The 25573-nt window shown below is 75.3% G+C and carries 3 protein-coding genes; all 3 read right to left on the reverse strand.

Annotated features, from left to right (window positions below; translation table 11 throughout):
- Positions 1 to 18: 18 nt before the first annotated feature.
- Genes PVK74_RS10310 through PVK74_RS10320 form a run of 3 tightly spaced genes read right to left on the reverse strand, consistent with a single transcriptional unit; the run spans position 19 to position 25564 of the window.
- Entirely contained in the window at positions 19 to 9516 is a 9498-nt protein-coding gene (locus tag PVK74_RS10310) for a type I polyketide synthase (protein WP_274478936.1), read from the reverse strand.
- Between the two features lie 46 nt (positions 9517 to 9562).
- Entirely contained in the window at positions 9563 to 14557 is a 4995-nt protein-coding gene (locus tag PVK74_RS10315) for a type I polyketide synthase (protein WP_274478937.1), read from the reverse strand.
- A 36-nt stretch (positions 14558 to 14593) separates the two neighbouring features.
- On the reverse strand, positions 14594 to 25564 hold the full coding sequence (locus PVK74_RS10320; protein WP_274478938.1) for a type I polyketide synthase: 10971 nt from the start codon (positions 25562 to 25564) through the stop codon (positions 14594 to 14596).
- Between the last annotated feature and the right edge of the window lie 9 nt (positions 25565 to 25573).

A 25573-nucleotide genomic window follows, 5' to 3' on the forward strand; every position in this document is an offset into this window, starting at 1 on the left:
TCCTCAGGGCCGGCCGGGTCACGAGTCGGAGCCTTCCAGGGCCATCCGGACCAGGCCGGCGACGTCGAGTTCGCGGATCTGGGTCTCGGGTGCGGACGGCGTGACCGGGGCAGCGGACGCCACGGCCGGCGTGCCGGCACTCGTACGGGCCAGCTGGAGCAGCTGGTCGAGCAGGCCCGCCTGCCGCAGCTCGTCAAGCGGGATCGCGGCGAGGGCCCGGCGCACGGACTCCTCGTCGCCGCCGTCGCCGTCGTCCCCCGCAGCGCCCGCGAAGAGCTGCTCGTACAGGTGGCCGGCCAGGCCGTCCGGGGTGGGGTAGTCGAAGACGACGGTGGTGGGCAGGTCGTGCCCGGTCGCCGCGGTGAGCAGGTTGCGCAGTTCCACCGCCGTGAGCGAGTCGAAGCCGAGGTCCAGGAAGCCCCGGTCGGTCTCGATCGCGTCGGCGGAGGGGTGGCCGAGCACCTTCGCCGCGTCGACCCGCACCATCTCCAGCAGTGCGGCCCGCCGCTCGTCGTCCGGCAGCGCCCGCAGCCCGGCGAGCAGGTCCCGGGCGCCGGGCGCGACCGCCTCCGGCGCCTCGGCGGGGGCGGCGGCCAGCCCGCGTACGGCCGGCAGGTCGGCCAGCAGCGGACTGGGCCGCAGCGAGGTGAACAGCGGCTGGAAGGTGGCCCAGTCGACGTCGGCGACGGTGACGCAGCTGTCGCCGACCGCCAGGGCGTGCCGCAGCCCGGCCATCGCCACGCCGGGCGGCATCACCTGGAGGCCGCGGCGGCGCAGTTGCTCCGCCGCACCCTCGGTGTACATGCCCGACTCGGTCCACGGTCCCCAGGCGATGGAGGTGGCCGCCCGGCCCTGGCCGCGTCGCCGCTCGGCGAGCGCGTCCAGGTAGGCGTTACCGGCCGCGTACGCGCCCTGTCCGCCGCTGCCCCACACCGCCGAGATGGACGAGAAGAGCACGAACGCGTCCAGTTCGGCGTCGCCGAGCAGCTCGTCGAGGTGTTCGGCGCCGCAGACCTTCGGGGCGATGACGTACGCCAGGTCCTCCAGGGTGGTGTCGGCCAGCGGCACCACCTCGCTGACCCCCGCGGCGTGCACCACCGCGCGCAGCGGCGGTCCCTCCCGCCGGAGATCGGCCAGGAGGTCGGTGACGGCGGCGCGGTCGGCGGCGTCGCAGCGGACCACCCGGCAGTCCACGCCGAGCCCGGCCAGCTCGGAGATCAGCTCGGCGGCGCCCGGGGTACCGGTCCCCCGCCGGCTGGTCAGCACCACCCGTTGCGCGCCCTCGGCGGCCACCCAGCGGGCCACGTGCCCACCGAGCGCACCGGCGCCGCCGGTGATCAGCACCGTGCCCCGGGGCTGCCACGGCGTGAGCTCCCCGTCGGTGGTGGTGGCCGGTACGAGCCGCCGCACCAGCACCCCGGACTCGCGGACGGCGAGCTGGTCCTCCACGCCGCCGCCGGTGAGGATGCCGCCGAGACGCATCGCCGTCCACGGCTCCAGGTCAGTGGGCAGGTCGACCAGCCCGGCCCAGCGGGCGGGCTGCTCCAGCGCGGCCACCCGGCCCAGGCCCCACAGCATCGCCTGCCGCGGGTTGGCCGGGGCGTCGCCGTCGCCGAGGCCGACGGCGCCCTGGGTGACGCACCAGAGCCGGACCGAGGCGTCGAGGTCGACGAGCTGCTGGAGCAGGTGCACGGTCGCGGCGAGGCCGCGCGGCAGCGCCGGGTGCTCGGCGTGCGGGGCGTCGTCCAGGCCGAGGAAGGACAGGATCGACAGCGGCCCGTCGCCCGCGCCGAGCGCCTCGGTGAGCACGTCGGCGAACCCGCCGCACAGCTCCTCGGAGTCGGCGGCGGTGTCCACGGGCACGATGCTCACCTCGGCACCCAGGGCCCAGGTGCAGGAGTGCAGGTCGGGGTCGTCGGCCCGGTCGGCGGGCAGCAGCACCAGCCACCGGCCGGGGTCCTGCTCCTGCGAGGTCTCCGCGATGGGCTCCCAGACCGCCCGGTAGCGAGTGCCGTCGACCAGGGCCTGCTCCCGGCCGCGCCGGCGCCACGCCGACAGGGCGGGCAGCACGGTGCCGAACGGCTGGTCGCGGTGCACGTCGAGGTCGCGGGCCAGCGACTCCAGGTCCTCGGCCTCGACCGCGGCCCAGAAGCGGCGCTCGACCTCGGTGGCCTCGTCGGCGGCCACGAGGGCGGCCCACGGCGGCGGCTCCGGCCAGTAGCGCTGCCGGTCGAACGCGTAGGTGGGCAGCTCGACCCGCTGGGCGCCGGTACCGGCGTAGACGGCGGACCAGTCCGGGGAGACGCCGTGGGTGTGCAGCGCGGCGAGCGCGCGCAGCAGGGTGCTCGGCTCGGCGCGGTCCCGGCGCAGGGCGGGCACCACCAGCGGGGCCCGGCCGCCGGCCGGGGCATCGGCCAGGACGGCCTGGGCGAGGGCGGTGAGCACCCCGTCCGGGCCGATCTCGACGTAGCCGGTGACGTTGCGCTCGCGCAGTGCCACGACGGCGTCGGCGAAGCGTACCGCCTCGCGGGCGTGGCGCACCCAGTAGCCGGGCGCGCCGATCTCCGCCGCGTCGACCGGCGCGCCGGTGACGGTGGAGACCATCGGGATGCTCGGAGCCGCGTACCGCAGCCGTCCGGCGACGGCGGCGAGGTCGTCGAGCACCGGATCCATCAGCGGACTGTGGAACGCGTGGCTGACCGCCAGGCGCCGGACCCGGACACCCCGGGCGGCCCACTGGGCGGCCAGTTCCTCGACGGCGTCGCCGGCCCCGGACACCACGACCGCGGCGGGGCCGTTGACGGCCGCGACGGAGACCCGGTCGGCCCGCTCACCGAGCGTGGCGGTCACCTCGGCCTCGGTGGCGGCGACGGCGAGCATCGCGCCCCCGGCCGGCAGCGCCTGCATCAGCCGGCCCCGGGCGGCGACCAGTTCGGCGGCGTCGGCCAGGGAGAGCACACCGGCGGCGTGGGCGGCCGCGATCTCGCCGATCGAGTGCCCGGCGACGGCGTCGGGGCGGACCCCCCACGCCTCGAACAGCCGGAACAGCGCCACCTCCACGGCGAACAGCGCCGGCTGGGTGAATTCGGTGCGGTCCAGCGCCTCGGCCTCATGCGTGCCGGGCTCGGCGAAGAGCAGTGGCCTGAGCGGGCGGGGCAGGTGCGCGTCGAGGGCGGCGCAGGCCTCGTCCAGGGCGGCGGCGAAGACGGGGAACGCCTCGGCCAGCTCGCGACCCATCCCGGCCCGCTGGGCGCCCTGCCCCGAGAACAGGTACGCCACCTTCGGCCGGGGCACCGCCACGCCGGTGACCACCAGCGGCGCGTCCTCGCCGGCGCCGAGGGCGCGCAGCCCGGCGCCCAGCGCGATCCGGTCGGTGGCCAGCACGACGGCCCGGTGTTCCAGGGCGGCCCGGGCGACGGCCGACGACCAGCCGACGTCGACCGTACGTGGCGCCTCCAGCCCGGTGAGCTGCTCGGACCAGCGCTGCGCCTGGGCGGCCAGCGCGAGCCCCGAACGGCCCGACAGCAGCACCGGCACCACCGGCAGCCGCGCCGGGTCACCGGTCGGCTGCTCGGCTTCGACCGGCTCCGGGGCCTGCTCCAGGATGGTGTGCGCGTTGGTGCCGCTGATGCCGAACGAGGAGACGGCGGCGCGGCGCGGGTGGTCGGTGACCGGCCAGGGGCGGCCCTCGCGGAGCAGTTCGACCGCACCGACGCTCCAGTCCACCTGGTCGGTCGGCTCGTCCACGTGCAGGGTCTGCGGCAGGTAGCCGTGCCGCAGCGCCAGCACCATCTTGATGATCCCGGCGACACCGGCGGCGGCCTGGGTGTGACCGATGTTCGACTTGATCGAGCCGAGCCAGAGCGGCTGCTCGGCGGGCCGCTCCCGGCCGTACGTGGCGAGCAGGGCCTGCGCCTCGATCGGGTCGCCGAGCTTCGTGCCGGTGCCGTGCGCCTCGACGGCGTCCACGTCGGCCGGGGCGAGGCCGGCGTTGGCGAGCGCCTGCCGGATCACCCGCTGCTGCGACGGCCCGTTCGGGGCGGTGAGGCCGTTGGAAGCGCCGTCCTGGTTGACGGCGCTGCCCCGGATGACCGCGAGCACCGGGTGACCGTTGCGGCGGGCGTCGGAGAGCCGCTCGACGAGCAGCAGGCCGAGGCCCTCGCCCCAGCCGGTGCCGTCGGCGGCGGAGGCGAACGCCTTGACCCGGCTGTCCGGGGCGAGGCCCCGCTGCCGGCTGAAGCCGACGAACACCCCGGGGGTGGACATGACGGTGACGCCGCCGACCAGGGCGAGTGAGCACTCCGAGCGGCGCAGCGCCTGGCAGGCCCAGTGCAGCGCGACCAGCGACGACGAGCAGGCGGTGTCGACCGAGACGGCGGGCCCCTCCAGCCCGAGGGTGTACGACACCCGGCCCGACAGGACGCTGCCGGCGTTGCCGGTCATCAGGTGCCCCTCGGCGCCCTCGGCGCTGAACATCAGGTTGCGGTAGTCCTGGTAGTTGGTGCCGACGAATACGCCGGTGGCGCTGCCGCGCAGCGTGTGCGGGTCGATCCCGGCCCGCTCGACCGCCTCCCAGGATGCCTCCAGCAGCAGCCGCTGCTGCGGGTCCATGGCGAGGGCCTCGCGGGGGCTGATGCCGAAGAAGCCGGCGTCGAAGTCGGTGGCGCCGGTGACGAAGCCGCCCTCACGGGCGTAGCTGGTGCCCTCCTTCTCCGGATCGGAGTCGAAGAGCCGGTCCAGGTCCCAGCCCCGGTCGGTGGGGAACTCCCCGATGGCGTCGCCGCCGGCGGCGAGGAGCTGCCACAGTTGCTCCGGGGTGTCCGCCCCACCGGGCAGGCGGCAGCTCATCGCCACGATGGCGATCGGGTCGTCGTCCTCGGCCGCGGCGGTCGGGGCGGGGGTGGTCGCGTCGGGGACGATCCCGGTGAGCAGTTCGCCGAGGTGCGCGGCGAGCACCGTCGGGTTCGGATAGTCGAAGGCGAGCGTCGCGGGCAGCCGCAGGTCGGTGGCGGCGGCCAGGAAGTTGCGCATGTCGACTGCCGTCAGCGAATCCAGGCCGAGGTCGCGGAAGGGCTGGGTGGCCGGGATGTCGTCGGCGGCGCCGTAGCCGAGGGCCGTCGCCGCGCACTGCCGCACCAGCTCCAGCAGTGTCGCGGTGCGCTCCCCCGGCGCGAGCGCGGCGAGCCGCCGGGCGAGGGCCGACGGTACGCCCGTCTCCTCCTCGGCGGCCTCCTGCTGCCCGGCCGGCTGCGTCGCCTCCTGGGCCTCGGCGAGGTCGCCGATCAGCGGGCTGGGCCGCACCAGGGTGAACGCGGGGGCGAAACGGGCCCAGTCGATGTCGGCGACGACTGTGGTGGGCTCGTCGCGGCGCAGCGCCCGGGCGAGGGCCTCGACGGCCAGTTCCGGGTCCATGCCGATCATGCCGCCCCGGCGCAGCCGTTCCTGGGCGCGTTCGTTCTCGGCGGGCAGGCCGGCCCCGCGCCAGGCGCCCCAGGCCACCGAGAGGGCCGGCAGTCCCTCGGCCCGGCGCCGTTCGGCGAGGGCGTCGAGGAAGGCGTTGGCCGCCCCGTACGCGCCCTGCCCGGCGTTGCCGGTGGTTCCGGCCACCGAGGAGAAGAGCACGAAGGCGTCCAGGTCGAGGTCGCGGGTCAGCTCGTCCAGGTGCAGCGCGGCGACGCACTTCGACGCGGCGACGGTGTGCAGGCGCTGCGCGGTGACGGTGTCGACGATGCCGTCGTCGAGGACGGCGGCGGTGTGCAGCACGGCGCTCAGCGGGGCGTCGGCGGGGACGGCGGCGAGCAGGTCGGCCACCTGTGCCCGGTCGGCGACGTCGCAGCGGGCCACTGTGACCCGTACGCCGAGACCGGTCAGCTCCGCCTCCAGCTCGGCGGCGCCCGGGGCGTCCGGGCCGCGCCGGCTGGCCAGCAGGACGTGCGCGGCGCCGGAGCGGCCCGCCCAGCGGGCCAGATGCCCGCCCAGTCCGCCGGTGCCACCGGTGATCAGCACGGTGCCGCGCATCCGCCGGGTGTCGTCCGCGTCGCCGGACTCGACCGGCTCGGGTTCGGTGATCCGGGTGAGGCGGCGGACGAAGACGCCGGAGGCGCGGACGGCGAGCTGGTCCTCGCCCCGGCCGGACTGCTCCGCGCCGTCGTCGCCGAAGGCGTCTTCGCCACCGCTGGCGCCGAGCGCCGCGCAGAGCAGCGCGCCGGCCTGCGCGTCGAGCACGTCGGGCAGGTCGAGCAGGCCGCCCCAGCGGGCGGGGTGTTCCAGGGCGACGGCGCGGCCGAGCCCCCAGACGGAGGCGGCGGCGGGGCGCGGCGCCGGGTCGTCGGCGCAGGCCACGACGGCTCCCCGGGTGGCGCACCACAGCGGCGCCTCGACGCCGAGCAGCCCGAGCGCCTGCACCAGCAGGGCGGTGCCCGAGACGGCCAGCGAGGTGGCCGGGTGCTCCGGGTGCGCCCGCTCGTCCAGACCCAGCAGCGAGAGCACGGCGACGGGTCCGTCCGGGCCGGTGAGCGCGGCGCTCAGCCGCTCGGCCAGCGCCGCCGGGTCGTGTGTGACGTCCAGCTCCACCGGGACGACGTCCGCGCCGAAGTTGCCCAGGGCCGACAGCACGTCGGTGACCAGCGGGTCGTCGCCCAGCGCCGCGGGCACCGGCACGAGCCAGGTGCCGGCGAGCCAGGTCAGCGGCAGGTCGGGCAGGGCCCGCCAGGTGACCCGGTAGCGCCAGCGGTCGATGTCCGGGGCGGCGTCGGCCGCGGTGAGGAAGAGCGGCGGCGCGGGCCAGTACCGGTGGTGGTCGAAGGCGTACGTGGGCAGGTCGACGGTGGCCGCGGCGGGCAGCACCCTCGTCAGGTCGACGGGCAGGCCGACGGCGTACGCGGTGGCGAGGTTGGTCAGCAGCCGGGTCGCGTCGTCGTCACCACGACGCAGACTGCCGATGGTGTGCCCGCTCACACCGGCGTCGTCGAGGATCGCGGTGACCGGCATCGTCAGCACCGGATGCGGGCTGATCTCGACGAACGTGGTGTGCCCGGCAGCCACAGCCGTCCGCACGGCCGCGTCGAAGAGCACAGTCTGCCGCAGGTTGTCGTACCAGTAGTCAGCGGTCATCACCGCCGGATCCACCCAGTCCCCGGTGAGAGTGGACACGAGCCGGGTGTGACCGGCCCGCGGACCGACACCGGCCAGGTCCGCCCGAAGCTGCTCGGCGACCTCCTGCACCGCGGGCGAATGCGACGCGTAGTCCACGGGGATCAGCCGGGCACGAACACCCTCGGCCCCGCACGCCTGGACAAGGCCGGCGACGTGCTCCGGCGGACCCGACACCACGACGGTGGACGGGCCGTTGACCGCCGCGACCCCGACACCCGGGAACGCGGGCAGCCGCTCGGCCACCGCCTCGGCCGACAGGTCCACCGACGCCATCGTCCCGGTACCCCGCAGCACCGCCAGCGCACGCGACCGCAACGCCACCGTCCGCGCCGCGTCCTCCAGGCTCAGAATGCCCGCCACGCACGCCGCGCCGATCTCACCCTGCGAGTGACCGATCACCGCGTCCGGAACCACACCCGCCGCACGCCACACCGCCGCCAGAGCGACACCGACGGCCCACAGCACCGGCTGCACCACCTCGACCCGGTCCAGCCACGACTCGTCCTCGCCCGTGAGCACCGACACGAGATCCACATCGAGATACGGCGCCAACGCCCGCCGGCACTCCGCCAGACACTCGTCGAACACCGGCGTACGACCCACCAGCCCCGCCGCCATCCGCGCCGACTGCGCGCCCTGACCCGGAAACACGAAGACCGGACCCGCACCCGGACTCGACGCCACCCCCGTGACCACGTTCCCCGCCGGCTGACCGGCAGCGAAGGCATCCAGCCCGGCAAGCAACCCCTCGACGGACGACCCGACGACAACGACGCGATGATCGAACGCCGACCGGGTAGCCGCCAACGACCAGCCCACCTCCACCGGATCGATCCCACCCCGCTCACGCACGTGCCGCGCGAGCCGGGCAACCTGACCGGCCAACGCCGTCCCCGACCGCGCCGACACCGGCCAGGCCACCACATCCGAAGCGACCAACCCCGCCCCACGCCCACCCGCATCCGACTCGACCGGCTCAGCCGACTGCTCGATGATCACGTGAGCGTTGGTGCCGGAGATGCCGAACGAGGAGACGGCGCCCCGGCGTACCCGGCCCGTCTCGGGCCACGGGCGGGCCTGCGTCACCAGTTCCACCGCGCCGGCCGTCCAGTCGACGTGCGGCGACGGCGCGTCGACGTGCAGCGTCGCCGGCACGAGGCCGTGCCGGATGGCGAGCACCAGCTTGATCACGCCGGCCACGCCCGCGGCGGCCTGGGCATGGCCGATGTTCGACTTCACCGAGCCGAGCAGCAGTGGCGGTGCCTCGTCACGGTCCTGCCCGTACGTGGCGATGAGCGCCTGCGCCTCGATCGGGTCGCCCAGCCTGGTGCCGGTGCCGTGCGCCTCCACCACGTCGACGTCGGCGGTGGAGAGCCGGGCGGAGGTGAGTGCCTGGCTGATGACCCGCTGCTGGGCCGGCCCGTTGGGCGCGGTCAGCCCGTTCGACGCGCCGTCCTGGTTGACGGCGGTGCCGCGGACCACAGCCAGGACGCGGTGGCCGTTGCGGCGGGCGTCCGACAGCCGCTCGACCAGCAGCCAGCCGACCCCCTCGGAGAACCCGGCGCCGTCGGCGGCGGCGGCGAACGACCGGCAGCGCCCGTCGGTGGAGAGTGCGCGCTGCCGGCTGGATCCGATGTAGAGGCCCGGGGTGGCCATCACGGTCACCCCGCCGGCCAGCGCCAGGTCGCACTCCCCCGCCCGCAGCGCCTGTACGGCGAGGTGCAGCGCCACCAGCGACGACGAGCAGGCCGTGTCGATGGATACGGCCGGTCCTTCGAGCCCGAGGGAGTACGACACCCGGCCCGACGCGACGGCCGCCGCGCCCCCGGTCATCGAGTGCCCTTCGTCGCCGTCGGGCGACATCATCAGCAGGGTGCCGTAGTCCTGCCCGTTGGTGCCGACGAACACCCCGGTCCGGCTGCCGCGCAGCGAGGCGGGGTCGATGCCGGCGGCCTCTACCGCCTCCCAGGAGGTCTCCAGCAGCAGCCGCTGCTGGGGGTCCATGGTCAGCGCCTCGCGCGGCGAGATGCCGAAGAAGGCGGAGTCGAAGTCGCCGGCCCCGTCGACGAACCCGCCCTCCCGGGCGTACGAGGTGCCCGGGTGGTCGGGGTCGGGGTGGTAGAGGCGCTCCAGGTCCCAGCCCCGGTCGTCGGGGAAGGGCGCGACGGCGTCCCGGCCGTCCCGCAACAGCTCCCACAGGTCGTCGGGGTTGCGCACCCCGCCCGGCAACCGGCAGCTCATCGCCACGATCGCCACCGGCTCCAGTTCCTGGGACTGGGCCTCGCTGAGTCGGCGGCGGGTGTCGTGGAGATCAGCCATGACCCGCTTGAGGTAGTCGCGGAGCTTGTCTTCGTTGGCCATCGGAGTGCCGCTTCCTCGAAAGAGACGGGAGAGAGCTGGAGCTGGGTCAGGAGATGCCGAGGTCCTTGTCCACCATCGCGAACAGTTCGTCGTCGGTGGCGTCGTCGAGGTGCCGGCCGATGTCGGCGCCACCGCTGTCCTGGCCGAGCCGGGAGAGCATCGCCTGCAGGCGTACGGTGGCCCGCACCCGGGCCGCCTCGTCCCGGGCGACCACGTCGAGGCCCTCGGCGATCCGGTCCAGATCGTCGAGGAGCGCGTTCGGGGTGACCACGTCGTCGTGGGCGACCTCGGCGTAGAGGTACTCCGCCAGGGTCGTCGGGGTCGGGTAGTCGAAGACCAGGGTGACCGGGAGGGCCACGGCGGTGGCCGCGCCGAGCCGGTTACGCAGCTCGACGGCGGTGACGGAGTCGAAGCCCAGCTCCCGGAACGCCCGATGCTCGTCCACGGAGTCGGCGGACGGGTAGTTGAGCACGGCGGCGACCTGGCCACGGACCAGGCCGAGCAGCACGGCGAACCGCTCGGCGGCGGGCAGCCCGGCGAGCCGCTCCCGCAACGACTCCGGGCCGTCGCCGACCTCCACGCTGTCCATCGCCTCGGCGGCGGCGAGCCGCCGCACGTCCGGCAGGTCGCTGATCAGCGGACCGGGCCGGGTGGCGGTGAACGCGACGGAAAACCGTTCCCAGGCGATGTCGGCGATGGTGAGGAACGCCTCGCCGTGGTCCACGGCCTGGTGCAGCGCGGTGATCGCCGCCTCCGGGGTCATCTCGGGTACGCCGTGGCGGTGCAGCAGCTCGCCGAGCGGCCCGTCGGCCATGCCGCCGCCGGCCCACGCCCCCCAGGCGACGGAGGTGGCGGTGAGGCCGAGGCCCCGGCGGTGCTGGGCGAGCGCGTCGAGGAACGCGTTGCTCGGGGCGTAGTTGCCGACGCCGGAGCTGGCCACGCTGCCGGCGAAGGACGAGAACATGACGAACGCGGACAGCTCGTGGTCGAGGGTCAGCTCGTGCAGGTTGTACGCGACGTCGACCTTGGCCCGCAGCACCCGTTCGATCTGCTCGGGCCGGATGTCGTTGATCATGGCGTCGTCGAGGACCGCGGAGGCGTGCACGACCGCGGTGAGCGGGTACTCGGCGGGGATCGCCTCGATCAGCTCGGCCAGGGCGTCGCGGTCGGAGGCGTCGCACTCGACCACTGTGGCCTGGGCGCCCAGCGCGGTGAGGTCGTCGACGAGCTGCTGCGCGCCGGGCGCGGCCATGCCCCGCCGGCTGACGACGACGATGTTCTCCACACCGCTGCGGGCCAGCCAGCGGGCGGCGTGCCCACCGAGCGCGCCGGTGCCGCCGGTGACGAGCCCCGTGCCGTACGGCTGCCACGGGTTGGCGGGCTGACTGTCGCCGAGCGGGACGCGGGTGAGCCGGCGGGCGAGCAGGCCGCTCGGGCGTACCGCGATCTGGTCCTCGTCCCCGGCGGTGGTGAGGGCCGCGACCAGCAGGTCGGCACAGCGGTCCTCCACGGCCTCGGGCAGGTCCACGAGGCCGCCCCAGCGCTGCGGGTGCTCCAGCGCGGCGACCCGGCCGAAGCCCCAGACCAGCGACTGCGCCGGGGCGCGCAGCAGGTCGGCCATGCCTACCGACGCGGCGCCGGAGGTGACGCTCCACATCGGCGCGCGCAGGCCGATGTCGCCGAGGGCCTGGAAGAGCGCGACGGTGGCGGCGAAGCCGCCGGGCACGGAGGGGTACAGCGGGTGGGCCAGCTCGTCGAAGGCGAGCAGCGAGACCACGCCGGCGGCGTCGGCGGTGGCGTCGCCGCCCGGTGCGGCGGCGAGCGCCTCCTGCAGCAGCTTGCCGAACTGGTCGCGGTCGACGTCGGGCGTGGAGACGGCCACCGGCACGAGCGTCGCGCCGGCCGCCGCGATCGCCTCGACGCAGGCGTCCTGCCAGGGCTCGATGATGTCGCCGGTCGGCATGACCACGACCCAGGTGCCGTCCATGCCCCGGTTGGCGACGCCGGTCAGGGGCTTCCAGGTGTCCTGGTAGCGCCAACTGTCGATGTCGGCCTGCCGGCGCCGCTGCCGGCGCCAGGAGGTGAGCATCGGCAGGGCCGGCAGCAGCGCGTCGAGAACCTCGTGTGCCGGGGTCTCCTCGGTGGCGATGGTCTCGGCGAGCGCCGTGACGTCCCCGCTCTCGACGGCGGCCCAGAAGCCCGCGTCGCCCGGGTCGCCGCTCATGCCCGACAGCAGGGTCTCCAGGTCGGGCCCGCCGCTGCCGTCGAGCCAGAACCGCTGGTGGTCGAAGGCGTACGTGGGCAGCTGCGCGACCTCGGTCTCGGCGAGGACGTCCGCCAGGTCGACGGGCAGGCCGACGGCGTACGCGGTGGCGAGGTTGGTCAGCAGCCGGGTCGCGTCGTCGTCGCCCCGGCGCAGGCTGCCGATGGTGTGCCCGCTCGCGCCGGTGTCGTCGAGGATCGCGGTGACCGGCATCGTCAGCACCGGGTGCGGGCTGATCTCGACGAACGTGGTGTGCCCGGCGGCGACCGCCGTACGGACGGCGGCGTCGAACTGCACGGTCTGCCGCAGGTTGTCGTACCAGTGCTCCGCGCCCATGGTGAGCGGGTCGGCCCACTCGCCCGTGAGGGTGGAGACCAGCCGGGTGTGGCCGGCCCGCGGGGTGACGCCGGCCAGGTCCGCGCGGAGCTGCTCGGCCACCTGCTGCACGGCCTCGGAGTGCGACGCGTAGTCCACGGGGATCAGCCGGGCGCGGACGCCCTGCGCCTGGCACGCCTGCACGAGGTCGGCCACGGGCTGCGGCGGGCCGGACACCACGACGGTGGACGGCCCGTTGACGGCCGCGACTCCGACGCCCGGGAACTCCCCCAGGCGCTCGGTGACCGCGTCGGCGGACAGGTCGATCGACGCCATCGTCCCGGTCCCCCGCAGCACCGTCAGCGCCCGCGACCGCAACGCCACTGCCTTCGCGGCGTCCTCCAGGCTCAGGATCCCGGCGACACAGGCCGCGCCGATCTCGCCCTGGGAGTGACCGATCACCGCGTCCGGGACGACGCCCGCCGCGCGCCACACGGCCGCCAGGGCGATGCCGACGGCCCACAGCACCGGCTGCACGACCTCGACCCGCTCCAGCCACGACTCGTCGTCACCGGTCAACACCGCGACGAGGTCCACGTCGAGGTACGGCGCCAGGGCCCGCTGGCACTCGGCCAGCTTCGCGTCGAACACCGGCGTACGACCGACGAGCCCGGCCGCCATCCGCGCCGACTGCGCCCCCTGACCCGGGAACACGAAGACGGGACCTGCGCCGGCGCTGGTGACCGTACCGGTGACGAGGTTCCCCGCCGGCTGGCCGGCGGCGAGGGCGTCCACCCCGGCCAGCAGCTCGTCGGCGGTCGACCCGACGACGGCGGCACGGTGGTCGAACGTCGAGCGGGTGGTGGCCAGCGACCAGCCGACCGCCGCCGGATCGATCTCGCCGCGCCTGCGCAGGAAGTCCGCGAGCCGGGCCGCCTGCCCGCCCAGGGCGGTCCTCGACCGGGCCGACACCGGCCAGAGGGTCACGTCCGAGGCGACCAGGCCCGGCCGGCGCGCGGGCTCGACGGCGTCGGTCCCGTCCGCCTGCCTGCCGTCGGCGGTCGCCGCCTCGGCGACGCGCGGGCGGTACTCCTCCAGGATGACGTGGGCGTTGGTGCCGCTGACCCCGAAGGAGGAGACGCCGCCGCGGCGGGGGCGGTCCAGTTCCGGCCACGGCTTGGACTCGGTGAGCAGGGAGACCGCCCCGGCCGTCCAGTCCACGTGCGGGGACGGCTCGTCGATGTGCAGGGTCTCCGGCATGACGCCGTTACGCAGCGCCATCACCATCTTGACCAGCCCGGCGACGCCGGCGGCGCTCTGGGTGTGGCCGATGTTCGACTTCACCGAGCCCAGCCACAGCGGACGGTCGGCCGGGCGGTCCTGCCCGTACGTGGCGATGAGCGCCTGCGCCTCGATCGGGTCGCCGAGGGTGGTGCCGGTGCCGTGCGCCTCGACCATGTCGACGTCGGCGGAGCCGAGCCGGGCGTTGGCGAGGGCCTGGCGGATGACCCGCTGCTGAGAGGGGCCGTTGGGGGCGGTGAGCCCGTTGGAGGCGCCGTCCTGGTTGAGGGCGCTGCCCCGGATCACGGCGAGGACCGGGTGGCCGTTGCGTTCGGCGTCGGCCAGCCGCTCCACGACGAGCACGCCGCCGCCCTCGCCCCAGCCAGTGCCGTCCGCGCCGGCCGCGAAGGCCCGGCACCGGCCGTCGACGGACATGCCGCGCTGCCGGGAGAAGACGACGAACACGCCGGGGGTGACCATGACGGTGACGCCACCGGCGATGGCCAGGTCGCACTCGCCGCGGCGCAGGGCGTTCACGGCGAGGTGCAGGGCCACCAGCGAGGAGGAGCAGGCGGTGTCCACGGTGACGGCCGGGCCGTTGAGGCCGAGGGTGAACGAGATCCGGCCGGACGCCACGCTCGTGGTGTTGCCGGTGCCGATGTACATGTCGACGCCCTCGGGCACGTTCGGCAGACCCATGCCGTAGTTCGAGGTGCTCAGCCCGACGAAGACACCGGTGGAGCTGCCGCGCAGCGACAGCGGGTCGATGCCGGCCCGCTCGACGGCCTCCCAGGACGTCTCCAGCAGCAGCCGCTGCTGCGGGTCCATGGCGAGGGCCTCACGCGGCGAGATCCCGAACAGGGACGGGTCGAAGTCACCGGCGCCGTCGAGGAACCCGCCGATGCGGGTGTAGCTCTTGCCCGGCTTGTTCGGGTCGGGGTCGTAGAGCGCCTCCAGGTCCCAGCCCCGGTCGTCCGGGAACTCGGTGAGCGCGTCCCGGCCGTCGGCGACAAGCTCCCACAGGTCCTCCGGCGACCGCACGCCACCCGGGAAGCGGCAGCTCATCGAGACGATGGCCAGCGGCTCCTGGTCGCGGGCCTCGACGGTCTGCAGCTTGCGCTTGGTGTCGTGCAGGTCGGCTGTCACCCGCTTCAGGAAGTACCGCAGCTTGTCGTCGCTCATCGGGTGGCCCCTGCCTCGGTCCGAAGGTTGGTCATCTCAGGAGATTCCAAACTCTTTGCTGATGAAGTCGAAGATCTCGTCGTCGCTGGCCGAGTCGAGGTCTGGCCGGTCCGGTTCGACGGCGGGCCCGGCCGCCAGATCGGACGCCTTGGCGAGCAGGTCCTGCATCCGGGCGGTGAACCGGGCGCGGGCCGCCGGGTCGAGCGGGATGGCGGTGAGCAGGCTCTCCACCGTGTCGATGCCCTGGAAGAGCGGCTGGGTGGAGGGCGCCGCGTCGGCGGCGATCTCGCTCGTCAGCTTCTCGGCGAGCGCCGTCGGCGTCGGGTAGTCGAACACGAGCGTCGCCGGCAGCCGCAGGCCGGACAGGCTGTTGAGCCGGTTGCGCAGGTCGACGGCGGTGAGCGAGTCGAAGCCCAGGTCGGTGAAGAGCCGGTTCGGGTCGACCGCGTCCGAGCCGGCGTGGCCGAGGACGGCGGCGATGTTCGCGCGTACCACGTCGAGCACCACCTTGAGCCGCTCCGGGGCGGCCAGTCCGGCGAGCCGCCGGCCGAGCTGCACCCCGCCGGAGCGGGCACCGGTGGCGTCCATGGAGCGTCGCAGCGGCACCCGGACCAGGGCCCGGAGCATGGGCGCGAGGGTGCCGGTCTCCGCCTGCCCGCGCAGCGTCCCGACGTCCAGGCGCATCGGCAGGACGGTTGCCGCGTCGAGCCGCCACGCGGCGTCGAAGAGATCCAGCGCCTGCTCGGTGAGCAGGCCGGTGGCGCCCTGCTCGGCCATCCGCCGCACGTCGTCGCCGCCGAGGTGGCCCGTCATGCCGCTGGCCTGCGCCCACAGGCCCCAGGCGAGCGAGATGCCGGCGAGCCCGCGTGCCCGGCGGTGCGCCGCGAGGGCGTCGAGGAAGGCGTTCGACGCCGCGTAGTTGGACTGGCCGGCGCTGCCCAGCGTGGCCGCCGCCGACGAGAACAGGACGAAGGCCGCGAGGTTCGCGTCGGCCGTGAGGCGGTGCAGGTGCCAGGCGGCGTCGATCTTCGGCACGGCGACCGCGTCCACCCGTTCGGGGGTCATCGACTCCAGCACGCCGTCGTCGAGGACGCCGGCGGCGTGCACCACGGCGGTGAGCGGGTGCGCTGCCGGCACCCCGGCCAGCAGCGCCGACAGGGCCTCGGGGTCGGCGGCGTCGCAGGCCGCGACGGTCACCTCCGTACCGGTGCCGGCGAGTTCGTCGACCAGGTCGCCGATCCCCTCGGCCGCCGCGCCGCGCCGCCCGGCCAGCAGCAGGTGCCGTACGCCGTGGCTGGTGGCGAGGTGGCGGGCCAGGATGCGGCCCAGCACGCCCGTGCCGCCGGTGATCAGCACGGTGCCGGCCGGGTCGATCCCGCCGGGCAGCGGCTCGACACCGGCCGGAACCCGGCCGAGCCGTGGGGTGCGGACCTGCCCGTCGCGCACGGCGAGCTGCGGCTCGCCGGAGGCGATGGCGGCGGCCAGCGCGGCGGCGCTGTCCGGGGCGTCGTCGAGGTCGACGAGCTGGCACCGGCCCGGGTGTTCGAGCTGGGCGGCGCGCAGCAGGCCCCAGACCGGGGCCTGGCGCAGGTTCACCTGCTCCTGCTCCCCCGCCGCGACCGCGTCCCGGGTGACGAGCACCAGCCGCGAGTCGGCGAACCGGTCGTCGGCGAGCCAGGTCCGCAACGCGGCGAGCGTACGGTGCGTGGCGGCGCGCGCCTGCGCGGCGAGCTCCGGGGCCGACGGGTTCCCGGCGTCGCCGACCGGGACGATCACCAGCTCGGGCGCCGGCTCACCCCCGGCGAGCAGGTCGCCGAGGGTGTCGAGCCCGACGTCGGTACGCACCCGGGCACCGGCCGCCTCGCAGGCCGCGCTGAGCACCAGGTCGTCGCCGAGCGCCACCCAGCGGATGGCCGCCGGCACGGGGCCGGTGGGCACCGGCAGCACGGGCCAGTCCACCTGGAACAGCGACTCGTGCCGGCCGGAGCGGGCCGCGCCGAGGGAGTCCCCGGAGACACGGCGCATGATCAGCGAGTCGACGTGCAGCACCGGGGCGCCGGTGGCGTCGGCCACCTGGAACGAGACGCCGACCTCGCCGGCCGCGGCGACGCGCACGCGCAGGGCGGTGGCCCCGGCGGCGAGCAGGGAGACCCCGGTCCAGGCGAACGGCAGACGGGGCACGCCGGCGTCGGCGCCGTCGCCCATCCGGCCGAGGAAGCCGCCGATCGACATGGCCTGCAGCGCGCCGTCGAGCAGCGCCGGGTGCACGCCGAAGCGGCCGGCCTCGGCGTGGTGGCCGGCGGGCAGCTCGACCTCGGCGAAGACCTCGTCGTCGCGGATCCACGCGGCACGCAGACCCCGGAACGCCGGCCCGTACCCGAAGACGGTCGCCTCGATGCCGGAGTAGAAGTCGTCGGACTCGACGCGCGTCGCGCCGGGCGGCGGCCACACCCCCAGGTCGAAGGCGGGCGCGGCGTCGGCCGGATGCGGGCCGAGCAGGCCGGTGGCGTGGCAGGTCCAGGCGACGTCGGCGAGGATCTCGTCGGAGCCGTCCCGGTAGGGCCGGGAGTGGAGCTGGACGGTGCGCCGCCCGTCGTCGTCGCGGTCGCCGACCGTCAGCTGCACCTGGAGCGCGCCGAGTTCGGGCAGGACGAGCGGGGCGAGCAGCGTCAGCTCCTCCACCGTCGGGCAGCCGGCCTGCGCACCGGCGTATGTGGCGAGTTCCACGAAGGCGGTGCCGGGCAGCAGGATGTTGTCCATCACCCGGTGCTCGCCGAGCCACGGGTGGGTACGCACCGACAGCCGCCCGGTGAAGACCATCCGCTCGCTGTCGGGGAACGTCAGCGTGGCGCTGAGCAGCGGGTGCCCGGCGTCCTGGAGACCGGCGGAGCTGACGTCCTGCGCCCGGTGCGCCGGCGGCTCGACCCAGTACCGCTGGTGGTCGAAGGCGTACGTGGGCAGGGCGACAGGGTCGGTCCCGGCCAGGACGGCCGTCAGGTCGACGGGCAGGCCGATCGCGTGGGCGGTAGCCAGGTTGGTCAGCAGCCGCGTCGGATCGTCGTCACCGCGGCGCAGGCTGCCCAGGGTGTGCCCGGTGGCGCCGGCGTCGTCCAGGATCGCCGTGACCGGCATCGTCAGCACCGGGTGGGGGCTGATCTCGACGAACGTGGTGTGCCCGGCGGCGACAGCGACGCGCACGGCGGCGTCGAACTGGACGGTCTGCCGCAGGTTGTCGTACCAGTAGCCGGCGTCCATCGAGGACGGTTCGACCCAGTCCCCCGTCAACGTCGAGACGAGCCGAGTGTGCCCCGGCTGCGGGCTCACGTCGGCCAGGTCCGCGCGCAACCGCTCCGCGACGTCCTGCACCGCCGCCGAGTGCGACGCGTAGTCCACCGGGATCAACCGCGCCCGCACCCCGTCGGCCTGACACGCCTCCACCAGATCCGCGACCGGTTGCGGCGGACCCGACACCACGACCGTCGACGGGCCGTTCACCGCCGCGACGCCCACCCCGGGGAAGCCCGGCAGGCGCTCCGTCACCGCGTCCGCGCGGAGGTCGACCGACGCCATCGTCCCGGTGCCGCGCAGCGCGGTCAGGGCCCGGGAGCGCAACGCCACCGCCTTCGCCGCGTCCCCCAGCGACAGGATCCCCGCCACACACGCCGCGCCGATCTCACCCTGCGAGTGACCGATCACCGCCGCCGGAACCACACCCGCGTGCTGCCACACGGCGGCGAGGGCGACGCCGACGGCCCACAGCACCGGCTGCACGACCTCCACCCGCGCCAGCCACGACTCGTCGTCACCGGTGAGCACCGACACGAGGTCCACGTCCAGATACGGCGCCAACGCCCGCTGGCACTCCGCCAACCGCGCGTCGAAGACCGGCGTACGACCCACCAGACCGGCCGCCATCCGCGCCGACTGCGCACCCTGACCCGGGAACACGAACACCGGGCCCGCACCGTGCGACGACGACGTCGCCGCGACCACGTTGCCGGCCGGCGACCCCGACGCCAGAGCGTCCAGCCCCGCCAGCAACTCTTCCGTGCTCGACCCGACCACTGCCGCCCGGTGGTCGAACGTCGACCGGGTCGTCGTCAGGGACCAGCCCACCGCCGCCGCATCGACCTCGCCGTGCTCGCGTACGTGCCGGGCCAGCCGGGCCGCCTGGCCGGTCAGGGCTTCCCTCGACCGCCCCGACAGCGGCCATGCCACGACGCCGGAATCCACGAGGCCGGGCCGGGTGTCCACGCGTGCGGCGTCGACCGGCTCGTCACCCTGCTCGATGATCACGTGGGCGTTCGTGCCGGAGATGCCGAACGACGACACCGCCGCCCGGCGCGGCCGGTCCACCGCCGGCCACGGCCGCGACTCCGTGGCCAGCTCGACGGCGCCGGAGGTCCAGTCGATGTGCGGGGACGGCTCGTCCACGTGCAGCGTCGCCGGGACGAGGCCGTGCCGGATGGCCTGCACCATCTTGATCACACCGGCCACCCCGGCGGCGGCCTGGGCGTGGCCGATGTTCGACTTGATCGAGCCGAGCAGCAGCGGCCGGTCGGCGGGCCGCTCCCGCCCGTACGTGGCCAGCAGGGCCTGCGCCTCGATCGGGTCACCGAGCGTGGTGCCGGTGCCGTGCGCCTCGACCACGTCCACGTCGGCCGTGGTAAGGCGGGCCGACGCCAGCGCCTGCCGGATCACCCGCTGCTGCGACGGACCGTTCGGGGCGGTCAGCCCGTTGGAGGCGCCGTCCTGGTTGATCGCCGAGCCGCGCACCACCGCGTACACGGTGCGGCCCTGCCGGCGCGCGTCGGAGAGCCGCTGCACGAGCAGCATGCCCACGCCCTCGGACCAGCCGGTGCCGTCGGCCGACGCGGCGAACGACTTGCACCGGCCGTCGGCGGCCAGGCCGCGCTGCCGGGAGAACTCGACGAAGGCGGTCGGGGTGGCCATCACCATCACGCCACCGGCGAGGGCCATGTCGCACTCGCCGCGCCGCAGCGCCTGACCGGCCCAGTGCAGGGCCACCAGCGACGAGGAGCAGGCCGTGTCCAGCGACACCGCCGGCCCCTCCAGTCCGAACGTGTACGCCACCCGGCCGGAGATGACGCTGCTGGTCATCCCGGTCAGCATGTAGCCCTCGGCGGCCTCCGGCGAGTACGCGAGCAGCGAGCCGTAGTCCTGGCCGCTGGTGCCGACGAAGACGCCGGTGCTGCTGCCCCGTACGTCGGCCGGGTCGATGCCGGCGGACTCGAAGGACTCCCAGGTGGTTTCCAGCAGCAGCCGCTGCTGCGGGTCCATGGCCAGGGCCTCGCGGGGCGAGATGCCGAAGAACCCGGGGTCGAACCGGTCCACGCCGCTGAGGAAGCCGCCGCCGCGGGCGTAGAAGGTGCCGGGGGCGTCGGGGTCGGGGCTGTAGAGGCTGTCGAGGTCCCAGCCACGGTCGGTCGGCAGGTCGCTGATCGCGTCGACGCCGTCGACCACCAGCCGCCACAGGTCGTCGGGCGACCACACGCCGCCGGGCAGCCGGCAGGCCATGCCGATGATCGCGAGGGGCTCGTCGTCGCCGACCGGCACGGTGGTCGTCGCGGGTCGCACGGGGACCGGGGTGCCGGCGATCTCCGTACCCAGGAAGCCCGCCAGGTCGTGCGGGGTCGGATAGTCGAAGACGAGGGTGGCCGGCAGCCGCATCCCGAAGGCGTTGTTGAGCCGGTTGCGCATCTCGACGGCGGTCAGCGAGTCGAAGCCGAACTCGCTGAACGCCCGGCGCGGCTCGATGGCCGCCGGGTCGGGGTAGCCGAGCACGGCGGCGGCCTGCCCGCGGACGATCTCGACCAGCGCGGCGGCCCGCTCGGCGTCGCCCAGCCCGGCGAGCTGCTGCACCAGTGACGCGCCGGTGGTGGCCGCGGCGGCGCGCGCGGGCGTGCGGATCAGCGCCCGGTACAGCGGCGGGATGCTCCCGCCGGCGAACTGCACCTTCATCGCGGCGAGGTCCAGCCGGGCCGGGACGAGCGCGGCGTCGGTGGTGCGGCAGGCCACGTCGAAGAGCGCGAGCCCCTCCTCAGCCTCCATGGCGGCGACGCCGGAGCGGGAGATCCGGTTGAGGTGGACGTCGTCCAGCTCGGTGGTCATGCCGCTGCGGTCGGCCCAGAGGCCCCAGGCGAGGGTGAGCGCGGCGAGGCCGCGCGCCTTGCGGTGCTGGGCCAGCCCGTCGAGGAACGCGTTGGCGGCGGCGTAGTTGCCCTGGCCCGGGCCGCCTGCGGTGGCGGCCAGCGAGGAGTACGAGACGAACGCCTTCAGGCCGAGGTCGGCGGTCAGCTCGTGCAGGTGCCACGCGGCGTCGACCTTGGGCCGCAGCACGCCGTCCATCCGCTCCGGGGTCAGCGAGGAGATGACGCCGTCGTCGCGGACGCCCGCGGCGTGGACGACAGCGGTGAGGGGGTGCTCCGCCGGGATGCCGGCCAGCAACTCGGCCACGGCGGCGCGGTCGGCGACGTCGCAGGCGGCGACGGTGACGCTCACGCCGAGCGCCTCCAGCTCGGCGCAGAGCTCCGCGACGCCCCCGGCGGCGCGGCCGCGCCGGCTGGTGAGGATGAGGTGCCGGACGCCGTACGTGCTGACCAGGTGCCGGCTCATCAGCTGGCCGAGGGTGCCGGTGGCGCCGGTGATCAGGACGGTGCCGTCGGAGTCGAACGGGGCGGCCGGCGGCTCGGCCGGGGCGGGAACCCGGGTGAGCCGGGCGCCGGCGGCGACACCCGCGCGGATCACGACCTGCGGTTCGTCGGTCGCGACGGCCGGGACGAGCACGGCGGCACAGCCGGCCACGTCGTCGACGTCGACAAGCACGAACCGGTCGGGGTTCTCCGACTGGGCGGAGCGGAGCAGGCCGATCACGGCGGCGCCGGCCAGGTCGGTCAGGTCGGCGTCCCGGTCGGTGGCGACCGCGCCCGAGGTCAGCACCACCAGCCGGGACACCGCGTAGCGCTCCTCGGCGAGGAACTGCTGGAGCACGGCAAGCACCCGGTGGGTCGCCTCGGCGACGGCGCGCGGCACGTCCGCCGACGCGGGCGGGTCGAGCAACGGCAGGACCAGCACGCCGGGCGCGTCCGTCCCGTCGTCCATCGCCGTGGCCAGGGCCGTCAGGTCGGGGTACGCCGCCACGGCCGTGCCGGTGGCCGCGACCGCGTCGGTGAGCGCCGCGGCGTCGCCGATGACCGCCCAGTCGACAGTGGACGGGCCGGCGGGCAGCGCGAGCGGCGCCCAATCGACCTGGAAGAGCGACTCGGTGCCGCCGCCGCCGGAGGCGGTGCGGAGCTGGTCGGCGGAGACCGGCCGCAGGACCAGGGAGCCGACGGAGATGACGGGCGCACCGGTGACGTCGGTGAGCAGCAGCGAGATGCTGTCGGGGCCGGTGTGCGAGACCCGGACGCGGGCCGCCGCGGCCCCGGCGCCGTGCAGGGCGACGTCGTTCCAGGAGAACGGCAGCCGGCCGTACCCCGGGGGCATGCCCGCCCCTGAAGGCTCTCCGGCCGGCGTGGTCAGGCCGAGGGTGTGCAGCGCCGCGTCGAGCAGGGCCGGGTGCAGGCCGTATCCGCCGGCCTCGGCGGCGGGGGCCTCGGGCAGCGCCAGCTCGGCGAAGAGGTCGTCGCCGCGCCGCCACGCGGAGCGCAGGGCGATGAAGGACGGACCGTAGTCGTAGCCCTGGGCGGAAAGGTTCAGGTAGAGGTCGTCGGTGCCGACCTCGGTGGCGCCCGGCGGCGGCCAGGTGGTCAGGTCGGACCAACCGGCGGGGCCGCCCGGGGCGGCGGGGCCGCCCGGGGCGGCGGGGCCGCTGGCCAGCACACCGCTGGCGTTGCGGGTCCAGGTCCGCTCGCCCGCGCCCTCGGCCGGCTCGCCGTCCTGGGCGGAGTGCAGCGACACGGACCGGCAGCCGGTCTCGTCGGCCGGGCCGATCCAGAGCTGGATGTCGACGCCCCCGGTCTCCGGCAGGATCAGCGGCGACTCCAGGGTGAGTTCGCGGACGTGGTCCGCGCCGACGTGCGCGCCGGCCTGGAGGGCGAGTTCGACGAAGCCCGTGCCGGGCAGCAGCACGGTGTCGAAGACGACGTGGTCACAGATCCACGGGTGGGTACGCCGGGCCAGCCGGCCGGTGAACAGGAATCCCTCGGCGTGCGCGACGCCGACGGCGGCCCCGAGCAGGGGGTGTTGCGCGGGGCGCAGGCCGACGGCGGTGACGTCGCCGGTCCACCCGGCGCCCGCCTCGGGCCAGTAGCGCTGGTGCTGGAAGGCGTACGTGGGCAGGTCGACGCGCCGCGCGCCGGTCTCGGCGAACCACTGCCGCCAGTCGACCGCCACCCCGTGCACGTGCAGCTCGGCCAGCCCGGCCAGCAGCCCGTGCGCCTCGGGCCGGTCCGCGCGCTGCGCCGGCACGGCGAGCACGGCGTCGTCGGCGGGCAGGATGTCGGCCGCCATCGCGGTCAGGACGCTGCGCGGGCCGATCTCCAGGAACGTGTCCGCCCCGGCGGCGCGCAGCGCGGCGACCCCGTCAGCGAACCGCACCGCCTCGCGCACGTGCCGCACCCAGTACTCCGGCGTGCGGATCTCATCGCCGGCCAGGGCACCGGTCACGTTCGACACGACCGGCAGCACCGGCGCGGCGAACTCCAACCCGTCGAGAACGGCCCGGAAATCAGCGAGCATCGGCTCCATCAACGGACTGTGGAACGCGTGGCTGACGGTGAGGCGGCGGACGCGTACGCCCCGCTCACGCCAGACCCGCTCCACCTCGTCGAGGGCCTCGACGGCACCGGAGACCACAACGGCCTGCGGACCGTTGACCGCCGCGATCCCCACTCCGGCCAGCCCGTCCAGCGCGGCCGCCACGTCGGCCTCGGTGGCCGCGACGGCCAGCATCCCACCCCCGGCGGGCAGCGCCTGCATCAACCGGCCCCGCGCCGCCACCAACGCGCAGGCGTGCTCCAGCGACAGCACCCCCGCCACACACGCGGCCGTGACCTCACCGATCGAATGGCCACCCACGAAATCCGGCACGACCCCGAAGGACTCGACCAACCGGAACAACGCCACCTCGACGGCGAACAACCCCGCCTGCGTGAACACCGTCTGATCCAGCAGCTCGGCGTCGGCCGAGCCCTCGGCGGCGAAGAGCACCTCACGCAGCGGGCGCGGCAGGGCCCTGTCCAGGTGCCCGCACGCCTCGTCGAGGGCCGCAGCGAACACCGGGAACTCCGCGTACAACTCCCGGCCCATGCCGGCGCGCTGCGCACCCTGGCCGGAGAACAGCACCGCCAACGGACCCCGGCCGCCGGCCTGGCCCACGACAACCGCACCCGACGGCTGCCCGGCGGCCAGGGCACGCAACCCGCCCAGCAACTCCTCACGGCCGGTCGCGGAGACCACGGCCCGGTGCTCCAGGGTGGAGCGTGAGGTGACCGACGAGAAGGCCACGTCCAGGGGCCGCAGGGTCTCGTCGGCGGCGATCCGGGCCGCCCAGCGGCCCGCCTGCGCGGCGAGGCCGGCCGCGTCCCGGGCCGACACCGGCACCGGCACGACCGGCCGCTCGACCGGCAACGCGGCGGCGGCCGACGGGGACTGCTGGGGCTCCGGAGCCTGCTCCAGGATGGTGTGGGCGTTCGTGCCGGACACCCCGAACGAGGAGACGGCCGAGCGGCGCGGCCGGCTCACCGCCGGCCACGGCGTCGCCTCGGTCACCAGCGACACCTCGCCGGCCGACCAGTCGACCTCGGGCGTCGGCTCGTCCACGTGCAGGGTGGGCGGTACGACGCCGTGCCGCATCGCCATGACCATCTTGATCACACCGGCGACACCGGCGGCGGCCTGGGCGTGACCGATGTTCGACTTGACCGACCCGAGCAGCAGCGGCGCCGAGTCCCCCCGGTCCTGCCCGTACGTGGCGAGCAGCGCCTGCGCCTCGATCGGGTCGCCGAGCCGGGTGCCGGTGCCGTGCGCCTCCACCACGTCCACGCCGCCGGTGGCGAGGCCGGCGTTGGCCAGCGCCTGCTGGATCACCCGCTGCTGCGACGGCCCGTTCGGGGCGCTCAGGCCGTTGGAGGCGCCGTCCTGGTTGACGGCGCTGCCCCGCACCACGGCGAGGACGGGGTGGCCGTTGCGCTGCGCGTCCGACAGCCGCTCCAGCACCAGGACGCCGACGCCCTCGGACCAGCCGGTCCCGTCGGCGGCGGCGGCGAACGCCTTGCAGCGGCCGTCGGCGGCGAGGCCGCGCTGCCGGGAGAACTCGACGAAGGCGGCCGGGGTGCACATGGCGGTGACCCCGGCGACGATCGCCAGGGTGCACTCCCGCTGCCGCAGCGCCTGCCCCGCCAGGTGCAGGGCGACCAGCGAGGACGAGCAGGCTGTGTCGATGGTGACCGCCGGGCCCTCCAGCCCGAAGGTGTAGGCGATCCGGCCGGAGACCACGCTGCCGGCGTTGCCGGTCATCAGGTGCCCCTCCAGGCCCTGCGCGGCGCCCATCAGCACGGTGCCGTAGTCCTGGCCGGTGCTGCCGGCGAAGACGCCGGTGCGGCTGCCGCGCAGCGAGTGCGGGTCGATGCCGGCCCGCTCCAGGGCCTCCCACGATGTCTCCAGCAGCCAGCGCTGCTGCGGGTCCATCGCCAGCGCCTCGCGGGGGGAGATCGCGAAGAAGCCCGGGTCGAAGTCGGCCAGGTCGTGGACGAAGCCGCCCTGCCGCGTGTACGACGTGCCGCTCTGTTCAGGGTCGCTGTCGTAGAGCGACCCGAGGTCCCAGCCGCGGTCCTCGGGGAAGTCGGTGACCACGTCCCGGCCGGACGCGACCACCTCCCACAGGTCCTCGGGAGAGCGCACCCCGCCGGGGAAGCGGCAGCTCATGGAGACGATGGCGACCGGTTCCTGTTCACCGGCCTCCACCTCGCGCAGGCGCTGGCGCACCTGGTGCAGGTCAGCGGTGACCCGCTTGAGGTAGTCGAGAAGCTTCGCCTCGTCAGCCATGGACCGCGC

It is taken from the genome of Micromonospora chalcea (genome assembly GCF_028768405.1).
In the GTDB taxonomy this organism is placed as follows: Bacteria; Actinomycetota; Actinomycetes; order Mycobacteriales; family Micromonosporaceae; genus Micromonospora; species Micromonospora chalcea.

What these genes read in the sequence shown, in the direction of transcription:
- PVK74_RS10315 (WP_274478937.1), bottom strand. Translation starts at nt 14,557, where the DNA reads ATGAGCGACGACAAGCTGCGGTACTTCCTGAAGCGGGTGACAGCCGAC.
- PVK74_RS10320 (WP_274478938.1), bottom strand. Translation starts at nt 25,564, where the DNA reads ATGGCTGACGAGGCGAAGCTTCTCGACTACCTCAAGCGGGTCACCGCT.
- PVK74_RS10310 (WP_274478936.1), bottom strand. Translation starts at nt 9,516, where the DNA reads ATGGCCAACGAAGACAAGCTCCGCGACTACCTCAAGCGGGTCATGGCT.